At 73.3% G+C, this 16,269-nt stretch carries 16 protein-coding genes; 8 read left to right on the top strand and 8 right to left on the bottom strand.

Annotated elements, in window-relative coordinates; genetic code table 11:
* Positions 1-96: 96 nt before the first annotated feature.
* The gene (locus ACFRAV_RS29925; protein WP_382560318.1) at positions 97-1,395 is read right to left on the bottom strand and encodes an ROK family protein; all 1,299 of its coding nucleotides are present in this window, start codon (positions 1,393-1,395) and stop codon (positions 97-99) included.
* 162 nt (positions 1,396-1,557) lie between these two features.
* Here ACFRAV_RS29925 and ACFRAV_RS29920 point away from each other — a divergent pair, with 162 nt between their 5' ends.
* The 4 genes from ACFRAV_RS29920 to ACFRAV_RS29905 all read left to right on the top strand — a co-directional run bounded on the left by ACFRAV_RS29920 (position 1,558) and on the right by ACFRAV_RS29905 (position 6,175).
* Positions 1,558-2,874: an ABC transporter substrate-binding protein gene (locus tag ACFRAV_RS29920; RefSeq protein ID WP_382560315.1), complete on the top strand. Its 1,317-nt coding sequence runs from the start codon at positions 1,558-1,560 to the stop codon at positions 2,872-2,874.
* 8 nt (positions 2,875-2,882) lie between these two features.
* Positions 2,883-3,866, top strand: coding sequence for a carbohydrate ABC transporter permease (locus ACFRAV_RS29915; protein WP_382560311.1), 984 nt, complete (start codon positions 2,883-2,885; stop codon positions 3,864-3,866).
* The gene (locus ACFRAV_RS29910; protein WP_382560307.1) at positions 3,859-4,722 is read left to right on the top strand and encodes a carbohydrate ABC transporter permease; all 864 of its coding nucleotides are present in this window, start codon (positions 3,859-3,861) and stop codon (positions 4,720-4,722) included. The genes ACFRAV_RS29915 and ACFRAV_RS29910 overlap by 8 nt, the downstream gene beginning before the upstream one ends.
* A 79-nt stretch (positions 4,723-4,801) precedes the next feature.
* Positions 4,802-6,175: a GH1 family beta-glucosidase gene (locus ACFRAV_RS29905; protein WP_382560304.1), complete on the top strand. Its 1,374-nt coding sequence runs from the start codon at positions 4,802-4,804 to the stop codon at positions 6,173-6,175.
* A 334-nt stretch (positions 6,176-6,509) separates the two neighbouring features.
* Here the strand turns inward: ACFRAV_RS29905 and ACFRAV_RS29900 are convergent, their stop codons facing one another.
* Both ACFRAV_RS29900 and panD read right to left on the bottom strand, forming a co-directional pair.
* Positions 6,510-9,101, bottom strand: coding sequence for a discoidin domain-containing protein (locus ACFRAV_RS29900; protein WP_382560300.1), 2,592 nt, complete (start codon positions 9,099-9,101; stop codon positions 6,510-6,512).
* A gap of 171 nt (positions 9,102-9,272) precedes the next feature.
* On the bottom strand, positions 9,273-9,692 hold the full coding sequence (gene panD, locus ACFRAV_RS29895) for an aspartate 1-decarboxylase (RefSeq protein ID WP_382560297.1): 420 nt from the start codon (positions 9,690-9,692) through the stop codon (positions 9,273-9,275).
* 167 nt (positions 9,693-9,859) lie between these two features.
* Here panD and ACFRAV_RS29890 point away from each other — a divergent pair, with 167 nt between their 5' ends.
* Both ACFRAV_RS29890 and ACFRAV_RS29885 read left to right on the top strand, forming a co-directional pair.
* Entirely contained in the window at positions 9,860-10,456 is a 597-nt protein-coding gene (locus ACFRAV_RS29890) for an MBL fold metallo-hydrolase (protein ID WP_382560294.1), read from the top strand.
* Between the two features lie 79 nt (positions 10,457-10,535).
* Complete coding sequence (locus ACFRAV_RS29885; RefSeq protein ID WP_382560292.1) at positions 10,536-11,522, top strand: NADPH:quinone reductase; 987 nt, start codon at positions 10,536-10,538, stop codon at positions 11,520-11,522.
* Positions 11,523-11,591: 69 nt separating this feature from the next.
* Here the strand turns inward: ACFRAV_RS29885 and ACFRAV_RS29880 are convergent, their stop codons facing one another.
* From ACFRAV_RS29880 to ACFRAV_RS29870, 3 genes are all read right to left on the bottom strand, one after another.
* The gene (locus ACFRAV_RS29880; protein WP_382560290.1) at positions 11,592-12,092 is read right to left on the bottom strand and encodes a DUF2165 domain-containing protein; all 501 of its coding nucleotides are present in this window, start codon (positions 12,090-12,092) and stop codon (positions 11,592-11,594) included.
* Positions 12,093-12,169: 77 nt separating this feature from the next.
* Positions 12,170-13,003, bottom strand: coding sequence for a ribonuclease BN (locus ACFRAV_RS29875; protein ID WP_382560286.1), 834 nt, complete (start codon positions 13,001-13,003; stop codon positions 12,170-12,172).
* A gap of 148 nt (positions 13,004-13,151) precedes the next feature.
* Positions 13,152-13,520: a DUF6223 family protein gene (locus ACFRAV_RS29870; RefSeq protein ID WP_382560283.1), complete on the bottom strand. Its 369-nt coding sequence runs from the start codon at positions 13,518-13,520 to the stop codon at positions 13,152-13,154.
* Between the two features lie 183 nt (positions 13,521-13,703).
* Between ACFRAV_RS29870 and ACFRAV_RS29865 the strand changes: the two genes are divergently transcribed.
* Positions 13,704-14,858 carry a sensor histidine kinase gene (locus ACFRAV_RS29865; RefSeq protein ID WP_382560280.1) on the top strand — a complete coding sequence of 385 codons (1,155 nt, stop codon included), beginning with the start codon at positions 13,704-13,706 and terminating at the stop codon, positions 14,856-14,858.
* Positions 14,855-15,538 carry a response regulator gene (locus tag ACFRAV_RS29860; RefSeq protein WP_382560277.1) on the top strand — a complete coding sequence of 228 codons (684 nt, stop codon included), beginning with the start codon at positions 14,855-14,857 and terminating at the stop codon, positions 15,536-15,538. The genes ACFRAV_RS29865 and ACFRAV_RS29860 overlap by 4 nt, the downstream gene beginning before the upstream one ends.
* 90 nt (positions 15,539-15,628) lie before the next feature.
* On the opposite strand, the gene ACFRAV_RS29855 is transcribed toward ACFRAV_RS29860, so the two are convergent.
* Positions 15,629-15,844: a hypothetical protein gene (locus ACFRAV_RS29855; protein WP_382560274.1), complete on the bottom strand. Its 216-nt coding sequence runs from the start codon at positions 15,842-15,844 to the stop codon at positions 15,629-15,631.
* Between the two features lie 30 nt (positions 15,845-15,874).
* A complete protein-coding gene (locus ACFRAV_RS29850) occupies positions 15,875-16,129 on the bottom strand; it encodes a hypothetical protein (RefSeq protein WP_382560271.1) in 255 nt (84 codons plus the stop codon).
* Positions 16,130-16,269 lie beyond the last annotated feature (140 nt).

Raw genomic sequence — 16,269 nt, 5'->3', positions numbered from 1 at the left:
CTCCCGGACCTCCGGGAGGGACGCCGCCCGCTTTCGCCGTCGCGCCGCGGGAGCGCTCCCGCCCGCCGTGGCCAGGATCGCCCCGCCCGCCGCCCCTCAGCGCACCACCCGCTCGCGCAGCGCGCTGCGCCAGGCGGGGGCGGGGCCGTCCCCGTCGGAGGCGGCGGTGTGGTCGCGGTGGCCGCCGCGGCTGAGGAAGTCGGCCAGCGGAAGGGTCGCCGCGCCGACCGTGACGGCGTCGGGGCCCAGTCGTCCGAGCTCGATCCGCACCCGGCCCGCGGGGTGGCGCAGCGAGTAGGCCGTGGCGTGCCGGCGGACCGACGGCAGGAACCGGGTGCCGAGCTGGAGGCCGGCCCAGCCGCCGATCAGGATGCGCTCCGGCTGGAAGAGGTTGACCAGGTCGGACAGGCCCGCGCCCAGGTACTCGGCGGTCTCCTCCAGCACCGCCAGGGCCACCGGGTCCGGCGCGCCGCCGCGCTCCGGGTAGGCCGCCGCCAGCAGCGCGGTCAGCGCGGTCTCCTCGTCGGCGCCCGCGGGCGGCCGTCCGCCCGCCTCCTGCCAGCGGGCCACCAGCGCCTCGGCCCCCGCGTAGGCCTCCAGGCAGCCGAGCGCCCCGCAGCGGCAGCGCCGCCCGCGCACCCGCACCGTCAGGTGGCCCCACTCCAGGGCCCGGCCGTGCTCCACGTCGTCGGCGACCAGGCAGGCGCCGACGCCCGAGCCGAACAGCACCACGACCGCGTCGCCGGCGCCCCGGCCCGCGCCGAACCACATCTCGGCCTGGCCCAGCGTCTTCGCGCCGTTGTCGATGAAGTACGGGACCCGCTCGGGGAGTCCGGCGCGCTCGCGCAGCAGCGCCTCCAGGGGGACGGCGTCCCAGCCGATGGTCTGCCCGTGCACCGTCGCGCCCCGCTCCGCGTCCCGGGCGACGATGCCGGGCACGCCGATGCCGACGCCCAGCAGCCGCTCCGGCGCCAGGCCCGCGGTGGCGAGCACCTCGGCGACCGAGTCGCGGATGTGGCCGGTGACCACCTCCACGTCGTAGCGCTGCGGCTCCAACGGGCGCTCGGCGCGGGAGACCTCGGCGAGCGAGAGGTCGAACAGCTCGACGCGGACCCGGGTCTCGCCGACGTCCACGCCGATCAGGTGGCCGCTCTCCGGCACCACGCGCAGCAGCGTGCGGGGGCGGCCGCCGTCGGAGTCGACGCTGCCGGCCTCCTCCACCACGCCGTCGGCGATGAGTTCGGCGACCACGTTGCTGACCGAACCCGAGCTGAGTCCGGTGGCCGGACCGAGGTCGAAGCGGGTCAGTGGTCCGTCGAAGTACAACTGGCGCAGCACGGCCGCCCGGTTGCCCCGCCGCAGGTCACGCACCGTGCGTCCGTTCCGCGCCTTCATCCGGTTCCTTCCGTTCGTTTCCCCGAACGCAAGATACCTCTGCGCGACGCCTTGACGCGACCTTCTTACAGGTCTTAACTCACGCCGTGAATTAAGTCATGACGTGCGGGGGCCGTGTCAGGGCCTCCGTCCGTCGACCCCGGGGAAGGGACCTTCGTACTCATGCGCAGAATCCGAGCCGCGGCCGCCGGTGCGGTCACCGTCTCCCTGCTGGCCGCCGTCTCCGCCTGCGGCGGCGGTTCGGCGTCCGACGGCGGGTCCGGGGACTCGCCGAAGAAGCTCACCTACTGGGCCTCCAACCAGGGCCCCAGCATCGAGGCGGACAAGAAGATCCTCTCCGCCGAGATCGCCAAGTTCGAGAAGGAGACGGGGATCGACGTCGAGCTCGAGGTCGTCCCGTGGAGCGACCTGCTCAACCGCATCCTCGCCGCCACCACCTCCGGCCAGGGCCCGGACGTGCTGAACATCGGCAACACCTGGTCCGCCTCGCTCCAGGCGACGGGCGCGCTGCTGCCGTGGGACGACGCGAACTTCGAGAAGATCGGCGGGCGCGACCGGTTCGTGGAGTCGGCCATCGCCTCGGCGGGCGCGGAGGGCAAGGACCCGGCGGCCGTGCCGCTCTACTCCATGGCCTACACGCTGTACTGGAACAAGAAGATGTTCGCCGACGCGGGCATCACCGAGCCGCCGGCCACCTGGGACGAGATGGCCGAGATCGGGAAGAAGATCAGCGGCGACGGCAAGTGGGCGCTCGGGGCCGAGGGATCCAACCTCTCCGAGAACATCCACCACGTCTTCACCTTCGGCCAGCAGCACGGAACGAACTTCTTCACCCCCGACGGCAAGCCCGACTTCACCTCCGACGCCGCCGTCGACGCCGTCAAGCAGTACGTCGACCTCATGGCGGACCACAAGATCATCGCGCCGGGCAACGCCGAGTACGCGCAGAACCAGTCTCTCCAGGACTTCGCCAAGAACAAGACCGCGATGGTCATGTGGCAGAACGCGCAGACCGCCTTCGCCTCCCACGGCATGAAGGACGACGACTGGGGCGTCGCGCCCGTCCCGGTGCAGGCCGGCGACCCAGGCTCCGGCACCGGCGTCAACTCGATGGTGGCCGGCATCAACATGGCGGTCTTCAAGAACACCGACAACCTCGACGGCTCGCTGAAGTTCGTGAAGTTCATGACCAGCGACGCCGAGCAGAAGGCCCTGAACACCGCCTACGGCTCCATCCCGCCCGTCAAGGCCGCCCAGGAGGACCGCGCCTTCGACAGCCCGGCCCTGCGCATCGTCCGCGACACCCTCGCCAACAGCGCGGCCCCGCTGCCGCAGGTCCCCGCGGAGTCGCAGTTCGAGACGGCCGTCGGCACGGCCGTCAAGGAGCTCTTCGCGGAGGCCGCCGCCGGAAAGCCGGTCTCCAAGGACCTCGTCCGGGAGAAGCTCGCCAAGGCCCAGCAGCAGATGCCGCAGGGGTGACCTCGTCCATGACCGCGACACTCGCTCCCCCGAAGGGGAAGCGGGCGGCCCCCGGGGCGGCGCGCACACCGCGCCGCCCCGGACGGCTGCGCCGCGCCTCCCTGCCCTACCTGCTCCTGGTGCCCGCGCTGGCCCTCGAACTCCTGGTCCACCTGGTGCCGATGGTCTACGGACTGCTGATGAGCTTCAAGGAGCTCACGCAGTTCTACATCCGCGACTGGACCACCGCGCCCTGGAAGGGCCTGGACAACTACCGCGTCGCCGTCGACTTCGACACCCCCGTCGGCGCCGCGCTGCTCCACTCCTTCTGGGTCACCTGCCTGTTCACCGCGCTCTCGGTCGGCCTGTGCTGGCTGCTGGGCACCACCACCGCCGTGTACCTGCAGGAGTCCTTCCGCGGCCGCGGCCTGCTGCGCGGCCTCTTCCTGATCCCGTACGCGCTGCCCATGTACGCCGCCGTGATCACCTGGACGTTCATGTTCCAGCGGGACAACGGCCTGGTGAACCACGTCCTCGTCGACCAGCTCGGCCTGTTCGACGAACCGCCGTTCTGGCTGCTGGGCGACAACAGCTTCTGGGCCCTGCTGATCGTCTCGGTGTGGAAGGGCTGGCCGTTCGCCTTCCTGATCGTGATGGCCGGCCTGCAGACCGTGCCGCGCGAGCTCTACGAGGCCGCCGCCCTCGACGGCGCCGGCCGCTGGCAGCAGTTGCGCCGGATCACCCTGCCCTCGCTCAGCTCCGTCAACCAGGTGCTCGTCCTGGTGCTCTTCCTGTGGACGTTCAACGACTTCAACACGCCGTTCGTCCTCTTCGGGAAGTCCGCCCCGCACGCCGCCGACCTGGTCTCCATCCACATCTACCAGGCGTCCTTCGTCACCTGGAACTTCGGCACCGGCTCGGCCATGTCCGTCCTGCTGCTGCTCTTCCTGCTCGTCGTGACCGCCGTGTACCTGCTGATCACCTCACGCGGACGGAGGAGTGCCGATGCCTAGCGCCCCGCGGTCCCCGATGGCCGCGCCCCGCTCCTTCGTCTGGTCGCGGCGCGTCTTCCTCACCCTGCTCACCGTCTTCGTGGCGGTGCCGGTGTACGTGATGCTCTCCAGCTCGCTCAAGCCGCTGCAGGACGTCTCCGGCGAGTTCCGGTGGCTGCCCGGCGACCTCACGCTGAGCCCCTACGTCGACATCTGGTCGACCGTGCCGCTGGGCCGCTACTTCGTCAACTCGCTGATCGTGGCCGGGGCGGCGACCGTCTGCTCGGTGGTGATCGCGGTGTTCGCCGCCTACGCGGTGAGCCGGTACGAGTTCCGCGGCAAGCGGATCTTCACCGTCACCGTGCTGTCGACGCAGATGTTCCCCGGCATCCTCTTCCTGCTGCCGCTGTTCCTCCTCTACGTCAACATCGGCAACGCCACCGGCGTCGCGCTGTTCGGCTCCCGCGGCGGCCTGATCCTCACCTACCTCACCTTCTCGCTGCCGTTCTCCATCTGGATGCTGATCGGCTACTTCGCCTCCGTCCCACGGGAGTTGGACGAGGCCGCGCTGGTCGACGGCTGCGGGCCGCTGGGCGCGCTGCTGCGGGTCGTGGTGCCGGCCGCGGTGCCGGGGATCGTCGCGGTCACCGTCTACGCCTTCATGACCGCCTGGAGCGAGGTGCTCTTCGCCTCGGTGATGACCAACGACACCACCCGCACCCTCGCGGTCGGCCTGCAGGCCTACTCCACACAGAACGAGGTCTACTGGAACCAGATCATGGCCGCCTCCCTGGTGGTGAGCGTGCCGGTGGTCGCGGGCTTCCTGCTCCTCCAGCGCTACCTGGTCGCCGGCCTGACCGCCGGCGCCGTCAAGTGACGGGCCCGGCCCCCTCCGTGCCCGCGTACCGCGGCGCCAGCGTGCCGCTGTTCCTCGTTACGTCCGAAAGGGAAACCTCGTGTCCATCGACTTCGCCGCGCTGCCCCGCGACTTCCTGTGGGGCACGGCCACATCGGCCTACCAGATCGAAGGCGCCGTCGCCGAGGACGGCCGCTCGCCGTCCATCTGGGACACCTACGCGCACACCCCGGGCCGCGTCGACAACGACGACAACGGCGACGTGGCCTGCGACCACTACCACCGCTGGCCCGAGGACGTCGCGCTCATGAAGGAGCTCGGCGCCAACGCCTACCGGCTCTCCGCCGCCTGGCCCCGGGTGGTGCCCGGCGGCGACGGACCGGTCAACGAGCGCGGACTCGACTTCTACGACCGGCTGGTCGACGCCCTGCTGGAGGCCGGGATCACCCCCTCCGTCACCGTCTACCACTGGGACCTGCCACAGGTGCTCCAGGACCGCGGCGGCTGGCCCGAGCGGGACACCGCCCACCACCTGGCCGCCTACGCCTCCGCCCTGGCGGGACGGATCGGCGACCGGGTGCGGCACTGGACCACGCTCAACGAGCCGCTCTGCTCGGCGTGGATCGGGCACCTCGAGGGCCGGATGGCCCCCGGCCTGACCGACCTGACGGCCGCCGTCCGCGCCTCCTACCACCTGCTGCTCGGCCACGGCCTGGCCGCCCAGGCGATCCGGGCCGCCGCACCCGGCGCACAGGTCGGCATCGTCAACAACCTCTCCGAGATCCGGCCCGCCTCCGACCGCGCCGAGGACCTGGCCGCCGCCCGCCGGATGGACGGGCACACCAACCGCTGGTGGCTCGACCCGGTGCACGGCCGCGGCTTCCCCGAGGACATGCGCGAGGTCTACGGCGTCGAACTGCCCGAGCGGCCCGGCGACATGGACATCATCGGCGCTCCCCTGGACTGGCTGGGCCTGAACTACTACTTCCCGATGACCGTCGCCGACGACCCCACCGCCCCCGCGCCCTTCGTCCGCGACGTCCGGCTGCCCGACGTGCCGCGCACCGGCATGGACTGGCAGGTGGACGCCGGCGGCATCGAGGGCCTGCTGCTGCGCCTCACCGAGGAGTACGGGGCCCGCGCGCTGTACGTCACCGAGAACGGCTCCAGCTACCCCGACGTGGTGCGCGAGGACGGCAGCGTCGAGGACCCGGAGCGCGCCGCCTACCTCGAGGGCCACCTGGCGGCCTGCGCCTCCGCGGCCCGCAAGGGCGCACCGCTGGCCGGCTACTTCGCCTGGTCGCTGCTGGACAACTTCGAATGGGCCTACGGCTACGACAAGCGGTTCGGCCTGGTCCACGTCGACTACGCCACCCAGCGGCGCACCGTGAAGTCCAGCGGCCGGCGGTACGCGGAGATCGTCCGCGCCCACGCCGCCCAGGCCGACCGGGCGGTGGAGGGCGTCACCGGCTGACGACCCGCCCGCCCCGTCGAGGCCCCCGGCGCCGCCCACCGCGCGCGCCGGGGGCCTCGTGCGTCACCCACGCAGGGGCACCACCGCCGGCGGGCCCGGGGGAGGGCCGGGGAGTGCGGGGACCGCGGCGCGGGCGCCCCGCCCGTCCGGCCGCCTCGCCGGCACGACGCCGCACGACGCCGGCTCCGCCGAGGGCAGGAGGAAGGCCCCCCGGCCGGAGCCGGGGGGCCTTCGTCGAACCGCCGGACGCCGGACGCCGGACGCCGGACGCCGGACGCCGGACGCCGGACGCCGGACGCCGGACGCCGGTGGGCGACCGGCGTCCGTCACCGTGTCACGGGAAGCGGACGACCTTCGAGGGGACGGTGTCCGAGCCCGAGGTGGCCGAACCGGTGTCGTTGATGACGTGCCGGTACTGGCCCATGCCGCCGAGGGAGATCACCTGCAGGTGGTTCATGCTGATCCCCGATTTCACCGGCACCTGGAACCCGTGGTGCTGCACGATCGACGGGTCGGAGGTGTAGTTGCAGTAGCTGCCGAGCGCCCAGGCCTCGTGGGTGTTCACCGAGTCCGCCACCTTGTAGGCGGCCCAGCCCACGATCCCGTCGTGGGTGATCGCGGCGGCGTTCGGCGCGTCGTACGCCTTCTCGTTCTGGAAGAAGATCGTGCGTCCGCGCTCGCCCTGCCACAGGACGTCGTACTTGTTGAAGTGCTCGACGAACAGTCCGGTGGTGAGGACGTCGTCGCCGTTGACGACCATGCCGTAGTCGGACCGGTTGGTCTCCCAGCCGACGCCCGCGCCGTGGTCCGCGCGCCAGATCCAGGTGTGGTCGACCACCACGTCGTCGCTGTTGATCACCACGCCGTTGACGGCCAGGCCGGGGCCCGCGCCGCCGACGCGGATGAACACGTCCTGCATGGTGGTCGGGTTGGCGGCGTGGTCCGCGGAGGCGCCGGACGGACCGATGCGCAGCAGCGTGTCGGACCTGGTGGACCCGGCGTCGACCAGGAAGCCCGCGAGCCGCACCCCGTCCACGTCGGCGACGTGCACGGCGTCCACCCCGTTGTCGGGGATGAACGTGGCCAGACCCAGGCCGAGCACCACCGTGTTCGCCCGCTCGATCTCGATCGGGCGGTCCAGGTGGTAGACGCCCGGGGTGACCAGCAGGTGCAGGCCCTGGGCGAGCGCGGCGTTGATGGTGGACGCGGTCGCGCCCGGCTTGACCACGTAGAACTGGTCCAGCGGCAGCGAGGTGCCCGCGTTGGCCGGCCAGGAGACGCCCCGTGCGTTGGTGCGCTTGGCGGGGACGAACACCTTGTAGGCGGAGCCGTCCTGGTACAGGAACGGCTTCTCACGGGAGATCGGCGTGGTGTCCATCGTGGTGTAGGGACCGGTGGCGAAGTTGCTCGCCGGAGCTCCCTGCACGCCGGTGAACGTCATGTTCCACACGCCGTTGGTCCAGCCGCCGACCGAGCTGTCCCGGGTGTACCACTGCTGCTGCGAGTACGGGCCGACCGTGCCGTCGATCTTGGAGTCGGCGATGTACCCGCCGGACGCCCAGCCGTAGCCGTTCGGGGCGAGGTTGAGCCCGCCCTTGACGTGGATGCGGCGGAACGGGGCCGCCTGGGCGACCGCCCAGCGGTTGGTGCCGTTGGACGGGGTGATGGCCAGGTTCTCCGCCGAACGCCAGAAGTTCTGGGTGGCGTTGCCGTTGAACCAGCCGGCGTCCACGGTGACGTCGCCGTTGATCTGGGTGTCGTCCGGGTTGAGGCCGAGACCGGAGATCGAGGTGTAGAAGCCGATCTGGGCGTTGATGTTGTTGTAGGTGCCCGGCTTCAGGAGGAACTGGTAGCGCCCCTCGCCGAACTGGTTGGACTCCTGCCGCGCGAAGACGTCGTCGAAGCGTTGCTGGAGGTTGGCCGTCGAGGGGTCCACGACGATCACGTTGGGCCCGAGGTCGCCGCCGCCGGTCACCGGCGGGACGCCGCCTCCGGAACCGGTGTGCACGGCCATCTCCCACAGTGAGTATCCGTAGGCGGTGGCGCGGGCGGTGCCGTTCATCCGGACGTAGCGGCCGGAGCCCGAGACGTCGTAGGAGGCCTTGCCGCCGGTGGCGCCGGTGACGTTGCGCAGCGTCGTCCAGCTGCTGCCGTCGGACGAGACCTGGAGGGTGAAGTCGCGTGCGTACGCGGCCTCCCAGTCCAGGTCGATCTTGCACACGTCCTGGACGGAGCCCAGGTCGACGCGCAGCCACTGCGGGTCGGAGTGCGCGCTCGACCAGCGGGTGGTGCCGCTGCCGTCGAAGGCGGCGGAGGCGGCCAGGCCCGCGCTCTCGGAGGACGAGGCGGTGGCCGGCTTGTTCAGCGCCGCGTTCGCGGTGGAGCAGCCGGACGAGGTCCCGGTCGTCCCGAAGACCTGGAACTCCCAGAGCGAGACGCCCCACTGGGTGGCCCGGCGGTCGGCGTACACCCGCACGTGACGTGCGCTGCCGGAGACGTCGACGGTGTCGGTGCCGCCGTCGGAGCCGGTCACCTTGCGGGCGTCGGCCCAGGTCGAGCCGTCCTGGGAGAACTGGATGCGGTAGTCGGCCGCGTAGGCGGCCTCCCAGCGCAGCACCACCTGGCTGACCGTGGCGCTCGCGCCGAGGTCGACGCGCAGCCACTGGTTGTCGGAGGCCGCGGAGGACCACCGGGTGCCGGTGTCGCCGTCGACCGCGAGCCCGGCGGCGTACACCGCGCTCTCGGTGGAGGACGCGGTGGCCGTGCGGCCCTGGGACAGGGGCACGTCGGCGGCCGCTGCCGCTGCGGTCGCCGCTGCGGCCGCGCCGCTCGTGGGAGCCGCGGGGGCACCCGTCGCGGCGGGCGCGGGGAGGGCGAGCAGCGCCGCGACGGCGGCGAAGGCGACGCTTAAGGTCCTGAATCTCATACAGGGACTCCATGGGGGTGGAGGAGGGGGTGGAGATGAGGGCACGACTTAATTCAGGGTTTGATTTAAGGGGTGACGGATCGGTCCGGCAAGCCCTCGCGCACGCATTCGCACAACAAAAACCGCCGCCGTCCCCTCGGGGGCGGCGGCGGTCGCGATCGGTCCGCGAGGTCAGACCCCCACGGCCTGCGGGCTTCGCCGCTGGTCGGTCCCCGGAACGGGCTCGGACGCGTCGGAGCCGAGCGCCACGATCCGGTTCGCCTCGTCGACGTGCACCACGCGCGGCTTCATCGAGCGCGCCTCGGCGTCGTCCACCTGGGCGTAGCTGATGAGGATCACCAGATCGCCGGGGTGCACCAGGTGGGCGGCGGCGCCGTTGATCCCGATCACACCGGAGCCGCGCTCGCCCTCGATGGTGTACGTCTCGAGGCGGGCGCCGTTGGTGATGTCGACGATGTGGACGAGCTCGCCGGGCAGCAGGTCGGCGGCGTCCAGCAGGTCGGCGTCGACGGTCACCGATCCCACGTAGTGGAGATCGGCCTGGGTGACCGTGGCGCGGTGGATCTTGGACTTGAACATGGTGCGCAGCATGCGAACTCCCGAGTGGACGGCTCCCTGCCCGCAGTCGCAGGTCAAGGGCTCCGGTCAGGGTACCGCCGGGCCGGACGGCGGCGGGAGTGGCCTTCGGGGATGCGGCGCAGCTCACTCGGCGCCCTTCCGGCACGGCGGACCCGGTGCCGGCCCTACCTTGGGGCTTCATGAGGATCGTCAAGTACACCCACGCCTGTGTCCGGCTGGAGCAGGAGGGGCGGACCCTGGTCGTCGACCCCGGGGTGTGGAGCGAACCGTCCGCGCTGAGCGGGGCGGACGCCGTGCTGGTGACCCACGAGCACGCCGACCACGTCGACGTCCTGCGCCTGGCCGGGCTCGGCGTGCCGGTGTACGCGCCCGCCGACGCGGACCTCCCCGGCCTGGAGACGGTCCCGGTGTCCGCGGGGGAGGAGTTCACCGCCGCGGGGTTCCGCGTCAGGGCGGTCGGGGGACGGCACGCGTTCGTCCACGAGGGCCGGCCGGACTGCGCGAACCTCGGGTACGTCGTCGACCAGGAGCTCTACCACCCCGGCGACTCGCTGCACGTGCCGCAGGAGCCGGTCGACACGCTGCTGGTGCCGGTGCACGGGTCGTGGCTGCGGACCTCCGAGGCGATCGACTTCGTCAAGGCGGTCGCGCCGCGGCGGGCCTTCGGGATCCACGACGCCCAGATCAACGAGCGGGGTCTCGCCGGCGCGAACGGCTGGCTCGCCGAGGAGACCGGTGACGTCTACCGCCGCCTGAGGCCCGGCGAGTCCGCCTGATGGGCCGGGCGGTGGGACACGCCGCCCGTGACGGCCCGCCGCCCCCGCGCCGCGCTCCCGGCAGGTCACACTCGGCCTCATGCAGGCCGCGTACATCGAAGAGCTGGGTCCGCCTGACGTCATCCGGGTCGGGGAGCTGCCGCCGCCCCGGCCGGGACCCTGCGACGTCCTGGTCGACGTCGGGGCGACCGCGGTCGACCCGGTCGACACCTTCGTGCGCTCCGGGGCGTGGAGGACGCCGGTGCCCTTCCCGTTCGTGATCGGGCGTGACCTGGTCGGCACCGTCGCGGAGGCCGGGCCCGGCGCGCCCGGGTTCCGGCCGGGGGACCGGGTGTGGTGCAACAGCCTGGGACACGGCGGGCGCCAGGGCGCCGCGGCGGAGCAGGCCGTGGTGGCCGCCGACCGCCTCTACCGTCTGCCCGAGGGCGCCGACGCGGTGGACGCCGTGGCCATGGCCCATCCGGCGGCGACGGCCTACCTCGCACTGTTCGCCCACGGGCGGCTGCGGGCCGGGGAGACGGTCTGCGTCCTCGGCGCCGCCGGGAACGTGGGCGGCGCCGCCGTCGTCATGGCCGCGCAGGCCGGTGCGCGGGTGGTGGCCGTCGCCTCGGACCGTGACGCCGCCTACTGCCGCGCCCTCGGGGCCCGGGACGTGGTCGACCGCCACGACCCCGACCTGCCCGGGCTGATCCGCGCCGCCGCGCCCGACGGGATCGACCTGCACCTCGACACCTCCGGCCACAACGACCTCGAGGCGGCGGTGGCGCTCCTCGCACCACGGGGACGGGTGGTGGTCATGGCCGGGCTGGGGACCCGGCCGGTGCTCCCGGTCGGGCCGCTCTACCTGCGTGGCGGATCGGTGACCGGTTTCGCCCTCTCCTACGCGCGGACCGACGAGCTCGCCGAGGCGGCCGCCTGCGTCAACCGGATGCTGACGGAGGACCTCCTGCGCCCCCGGGCCGTCGTGGTGCTGCCGCTCACCGCGGCGGCCGAGGCACACCGCAGACTGGAGCGGGGCGAGGTCCGGGGCCGGCTGGTGCTGCGGGTGAGCGCCTCGGCGGACTGACGCGGACGTCGACGGGACGGTACCCGCGCGGCGCCGTCGGCGCGGCGCCGCGCCGCCGTCCGGCGCGGCTCACCCCTCGGCCGGTTCCCCGTGCGGAAGGTTCACGACGATCAGCACGACGCCGCTCATCAGGAAGACCCGGGTGGCGGCCTCCAGCCCGTTCCACTGCTCCGACTGCCACATGGCGAACCACTCGCCGCCGATGCCGATGAAGCCGGCGCCGAACAGCAGCATCGCCATGAGCAGCCCGTACGTGCTGACCCGCCGGGCCCGTGTGCGGCCGTTCCGCCGCAGCCACAGCCAGGCGCCGAGCAGCAGCACCAGCGCGGTGACGCTCTCCCAGGCGATGACCAGCACGTACGCGGCGTCCTGGAGCCGGGTGTCGGTGACGGCCCGCCACATCAGGTCGGGGTCCTCGAAGGTGGTGTCCATGGCGAGGACGTGGCGCACGAAGGCCTGGTTGGTGCCGAAGTCGGTGATGTTCCCGACTGCCACCAGGGTCATGTAGAGGGCGACGGTCCCGGTCAGCAGGGCCGCGGCGGTCGTCAGGGCGCGTGAGGTGGATGCCATGCCCGTTCCCTGCCCAGCCGAGGGCGGGACCGCCCGTGCAGATCGCGTCATCGTGCGGCGGGGGCACCGCGGCGGGGTCACCGGATCCGCGTCCACCGGGACCCGCGAGGGCGCTCGGGGCCGTGGTGGTGCAGCAGCCAGTGGCCGAACAGCGCGCCGCCGTGGACGACGAAACCCACGCCGATCAGCCAGGACTCCACCACCAGGACGATGCCGACGGCGCCGTAGCTGATCGCGTTGGTGACGATCAGCGGCGTGAAGACGTAGTACGAGAACCCGCGCAGACCGATCAGGCCGATCATCGTGCACAGGGCGCCGGGGAACAGGCGGCGCCAGACGATCTGGCCGCCGAGGAGGAAGTGCTGGCCCCACCAGAAGAACAGGGTGCCCAGCGCTGAGCTGATGGCGATCCGCACCCCGCCGGGGAGGTCCCGGGTGAGGACCTCCTGGTAGAGGTAGGCGGTCAGCGCGATCAGCCACACCCCTTGCCGCCACACGCGGTGCCAGGGACCCGCGGGCAGACCCCAGATCCGCTCGTAGCCGTTCTGCACGCTGCCGCCGAAGGCCACGCCGAAGAGGGCCAGCGTGATGCCGCCGAGCACGCTGGTGGAGCCGACGACCTTCGGGGGCGGGCTGAAGATGTCCGTCAGGACGCGCGCCGACCGGTCCGGCAGCCCCATGCCGTCGGCCAGCCAGGAGGCGAAACCGCCGCGGCCCAGCGGGTCGGCGGCGGCGATGACGATCAGCAGCGGGGCGAGGGTGACGAGGGCGAGGGTCGCGAACCCGAGCGCGCGGTGCATCAGCTCCAGGTCGCGGGCCTGGCGGATCAGGGCGTACGCCGCGAGCCGCCGCCACGCCCGGATCAGCGGCCCCGGCTGCCCCCGGGTCGCCCTGGCCGTTCGTCGCCTCATACCCCGACCTTCCGTGACGAGCCGCCGCGGGACAAACCCGCCGGGGCAGCCGGGGGACCGGCCGCGTCCCCCGGGCCGCCCGCGCGGCGTGGCGCCGCGCGTCACCCGCGGCCGGTTCCGGCCGGTGAGGGACCCCGCCGCGGGACGCTCACCCCTCCCGCGCGGTCAAGGCGGCGCGGGAGCGGGCGCGCAGGCCCACGGCGACGGCGGCCGACCCCAGGAGGACCGCCACGATCCCCCCGGCGAAACCGTTGCCGGTGCCCGGGCCGTCGGCGGCGGTCGCCACGTGCAGCACCCCAAGCACCACGCCCGTCACCCCCGCCACCACCGCCGCCACGGCGAGGCTCCGCGCGCGGGCGGCCTCCGCCCGGGCCGCCGTGCGCAGCGCCCACCAGCCCAGGGCCAGGCCCACCGCCGCCGCCAGCAGCGCCAGGTTCGCCCCGGTCCGCCCGTCGCCGATGGCCCCGCCCGCGGGTGCCGCCGACCAGAGCCGCGCCGCGTCCATGCCGTTCACCATGTCGTTCCCCTTTCGTCCGGCCCCGAGCATGCCGCCGGACCGGTGCCCGGGGCGTCCCCCGGACGCGGACTTCACGTCCTGCTCCACGGGCCGCAGCCCGGCCCGCGGATACCGCGGACGCGGTAGCCGGCCCTCGTCCGCCAGCCGGATCCGCACCGCCCGGGAGGTCACTAGGGTGCGGGCATGGCCCTGTGCGTGGAGAACGGGCGGCTGCGCGTCCCGCCGGCCGCCGTGGACGCGATGACCGCCCTCGGCGCGGCGGCCCTGCTGGTCGTCGGCGGCCTGTCCGAGGGCGGCCTGTCCGAAGGCGGCGGACGCCTCGGCGTGCCCACGCTGGTGCTCCTCGGCGCCTGCGGCCTCGCCCTCGCCGCCCGGCGTCGCGCGCCCCTGCCCGTCCTGGTCGTCACCGCGCTGTGCGCGTTGGGCTACCAGGCGGCCGGCGCCGAGGTGCTGGCCGTGCCCTACCTGGTCGCCGTGTACGGCGCGGTGCGGGCCGGCCGGCGTCCCTTCGCCCTGGCGGTCTCGGCGGTCCTGCTGGCCGCGCTGCACGTGTGCGCCCTGTTGCTGCGCGACGGACAGCCCCTCACCGAGGTCCTCGCCCGCCCGCGGCACGTCCTCGAAGTGGCGTGGCTCGTCGCCGCCTTCGCCGCCGGGGAGGCCGTGCGCCAGGCGGAGCGGCGTGCGGACGAAGCCGAGCGGACCCGGGAGGAGACCGCCAGGCGCCGCGCGGACGAGGAACGGCTGCGCATCGCACGAGAATTGCACGACTCGCTCACCCACCAGATATCGATCGTCAAGCTCCAGGCCGAGGTCGCCGTCCATGTGGCCCGGCGGCGGGGCGAGGAGGTGCCGCCCGCGCTGTCGGCGATCCAGGAGGCCGCGCGGGAGGCGAGCCGGGACCTGCGGGCCACCCTGGAGGCGCTGCGGGACGACGGCACCGCCCCGCCGCGCGGCCTGGAACACCTTTCCGACCTGGTGGAACGTGCCCGGTCGGCCGGTGTCGGGGCGACCCTGCGGGTCGAGGGGGAACGGCGGGACGTGCCGGCCGCGGTGGCCCGTACCGCCTACCGGATCGTCCAGGAGGCGCTCACCAACACCGCCCGCCACGCCGTCGGCGCGACCACGGCCGACGTCAGCGTCCGTCACGGGGCGGACCGGCTGACCGTCCGGATCGACGACGACGGCAAGGCCGCCCCGCCCGCGGTCCCCTCCTCAGGGCTGGGGCTGCTCGGCATGCGTGAGCGCGTCACCGCCCTCGGCGGGCGGCTCGACGCCAGGCCCCGCGACGGGGGCGGCTTCACGGTCCGCGCCGAACTGCCCGTGGAGCCGGCGTCGTGATCCGTGTCCTGCTCGTCGACGACCAGCCGCTGATCCGCAGCGGATTCCGCGCCCTGCTGAGCCTGGAGACGGACATCGAGGTGGTCGCCGAGGCCGGCGACGGCGAGGAGGGCCTCGCCCTCGCCGCGCGGCACCTGCCCGACGTGATGCTGGTCGACATCCGGATGCCGGTCCTCGACGGCATCGCGACCACCCGCCGCGTCGCCGCCGACCCGGCACTGGCCGGGGTGCACGTCGTCGTCCTCAGCAACTACGGCATGGACGAGTACGTCCTGGACGCGCTGCGGGCCGGGGCCGCCGGGTTCCTGGTCAAGGACATCCTCCCCGACGACCTGGTGCACGCGGTGCGCGTGGCCGCGCGGGGCGAGGCGCTGCTCGCGCCCACCCTGACCCGGCGGCTGATCGACCGCCACCTCGCCCAGCCGCCCCCCGCCGCCCCTGCCGCCGTGCTGGACCGGCTGACCACCCGTGAACGCGAAGCCGTCACCCTCGTCGCGCGCGGCCTCTCCAACGACGAGATCGCCGCCCGCATGGTGATCAGCCCGCTCACCGCCAAGACGCACGTCAACCGCGCCATGACCAAGCTCGACGTCCGCGACCGCGCGCAACTCGTCGTGCTGGCCTACGAGTCCGGCCTGGTCACGGTGGGCGGAACTACCGTCCGCCCCTCCGCCCCATGAAGACGCCGGCGACGACCGCGGCGAAGGCGATCACCAGCAGCACGACTCCGGCCGCGCCGTGGGGAAACCGGAGCGCGGCCAGGGTCACGGTCAACGGTCGGTCCTCCTGCCGAGCGCCTTGGGCAGCAGCGTCACGACGGGGACGCAGGCCGCGCCGATGCCGACCGCGGACCACCCTCCCGCGTCGCCCCGCAGCACGAGTGCCAGCCCCGCGGCCACCGCGATCACTCCGAAGACGATCGCGCCCAGCCGGTTGCGGCGCATCGCCGACCGGGATCCGTAGAGCTCTTCGTTGAGGCGTGCCATGGCTGCAACTCCTCTTCAGTGGGCGACGGTTCAGGCGTTCCGCTGAGATCGGAGCGGCTGGGCACGCCGTCGGCCCCGCAGGGCCAGGTACGTGCCGGCGGTGAGGACGACGCCCACGACAGCGAGGGTCACGCCGACCGCGGGGTCGGCGAAGGCCAAGATCACTCCCAGCACGGTCAGCGCCGCGGAGGCACAGACGCTCATCCACAGGGAGACGGTGATGACGGACTCGGGACCGGCGTTCCCGCCCTGGAGGGAATCCTCGCCGTCCGGAACGATGTTCACGGCTCCTGCCTCCTGACCGGTGGGCGTGTCATGAGGTGGCGGGTACCCCCGAGTCGGGGTCGAATGCCGTCCCGCTCTGCCCAGCCCTGCCCCGTCCCGTCCCGGAACGCCGCGGAGGCGGTGGCCGCGCGGCCACCGCC

The sequence above is a fragment of the Streptomyces sp. NPDC056600 genome (genome assembly GCF_042792855.1).
GTDB lineage: Bacteria > Actinomycetota > Actinomycetes > Streptomycetales > Streptomycetaceae > Streptomyces.
This window is presented reverse-complemented; position numbering and strand designations above follow the sequence as displayed.

Bases quoted from the DNA above. Each gene is read 5' to 3' on its own strand.
- ACFRAV_RS29925 (WP_382560318.1), bottom strand. From the start codon at position 1,395: ATGAAGGCGCGGAACGGACGCACGGTGCGTGACCTGCGGCGGGGCAAC.
- ACFRAV_RS29920 (WP_382560315.1), top strand. From the start codon at position 1,558: ATGCGCAGAATCCGAGCCGCGGCCGCCGGTGCGGTCACCGTCTCCCTG.
- ACFRAV_RS29915 (WP_382560311.1), top strand. From the start codon at position 2,883: ATGACCGCGACACTCGCTCCCCCGAAGGGGAAGCGGGCGGCCCCCGGG.
- ACFRAV_RS29910 (WP_382560307.1), top strand. From the start codon at position 3,859: ATGCCTAGCGCCCCGCGGTCCCCGATGGCCGCGCCCCGCTCCTTCGTC.
- ACFRAV_RS29900 (WP_382560300.1), bottom strand. From the start codon at position 9,101: ATGAGATTCAGGACCTTAAGCGTCGCCTTCGCCGCCGTCGCGGCGCTG.
- panD (WP_382560297.1), bottom strand. From the start codon at position 9,692: ATGCTGCGCACCATGTTCAAGTCCAAGATCCACCGCGCCACGGTCACC.
- ACFRAV_RS29890 (WP_382560294.1), top strand. From the start codon at position 9,860: ATGAGGATCGTCAAGTACACCCACGCCTGTGTCCGGCTGGAGCAGGAG.
- ACFRAV_RS29885 (WP_382560292.1), top strand. From the start codon at position 10,536: ATGCAGGCCGCGTACATCGAAGAGCTGGGTCCGCCTGACGTCATCCGG.
- ACFRAV_RS29880 (WP_382560290.1), bottom strand. From the start codon at position 12,092: ATGGCATCCACCTCACGCGCCCTGACGACCGCCGCGGCCCTGCTGACC.
- ACFRAV_RS29875 (WP_382560286.1), bottom strand. From the start codon at position 13,003: ATGAGGCGACGAACGGCCAGGGCGACCCGGGGGCAGCCGGGGCCGCTG.
- ACFRAV_RS29870 (WP_382560283.1), bottom strand. From the start codon at position 13,520: ATGGTGAACGGCATGGACGCGGCGCGGCTCTGGTCGGCGGCACCCGCG.
- ACFRAV_RS29865 (WP_382560280.1), top strand. From the start codon at position 13,704: ATGGCCCTGTGCGTGGAGAACGGGCGGCTGCGCGTCCCGCCGGCCGCC.
- ACFRAV_RS29855 (WP_382560274.1), bottom strand. From the start codon at position 15,844: ATGGCACGCCTCAACGAAGAGCTCTACGGATCCCGGTCGGCGATGCGC.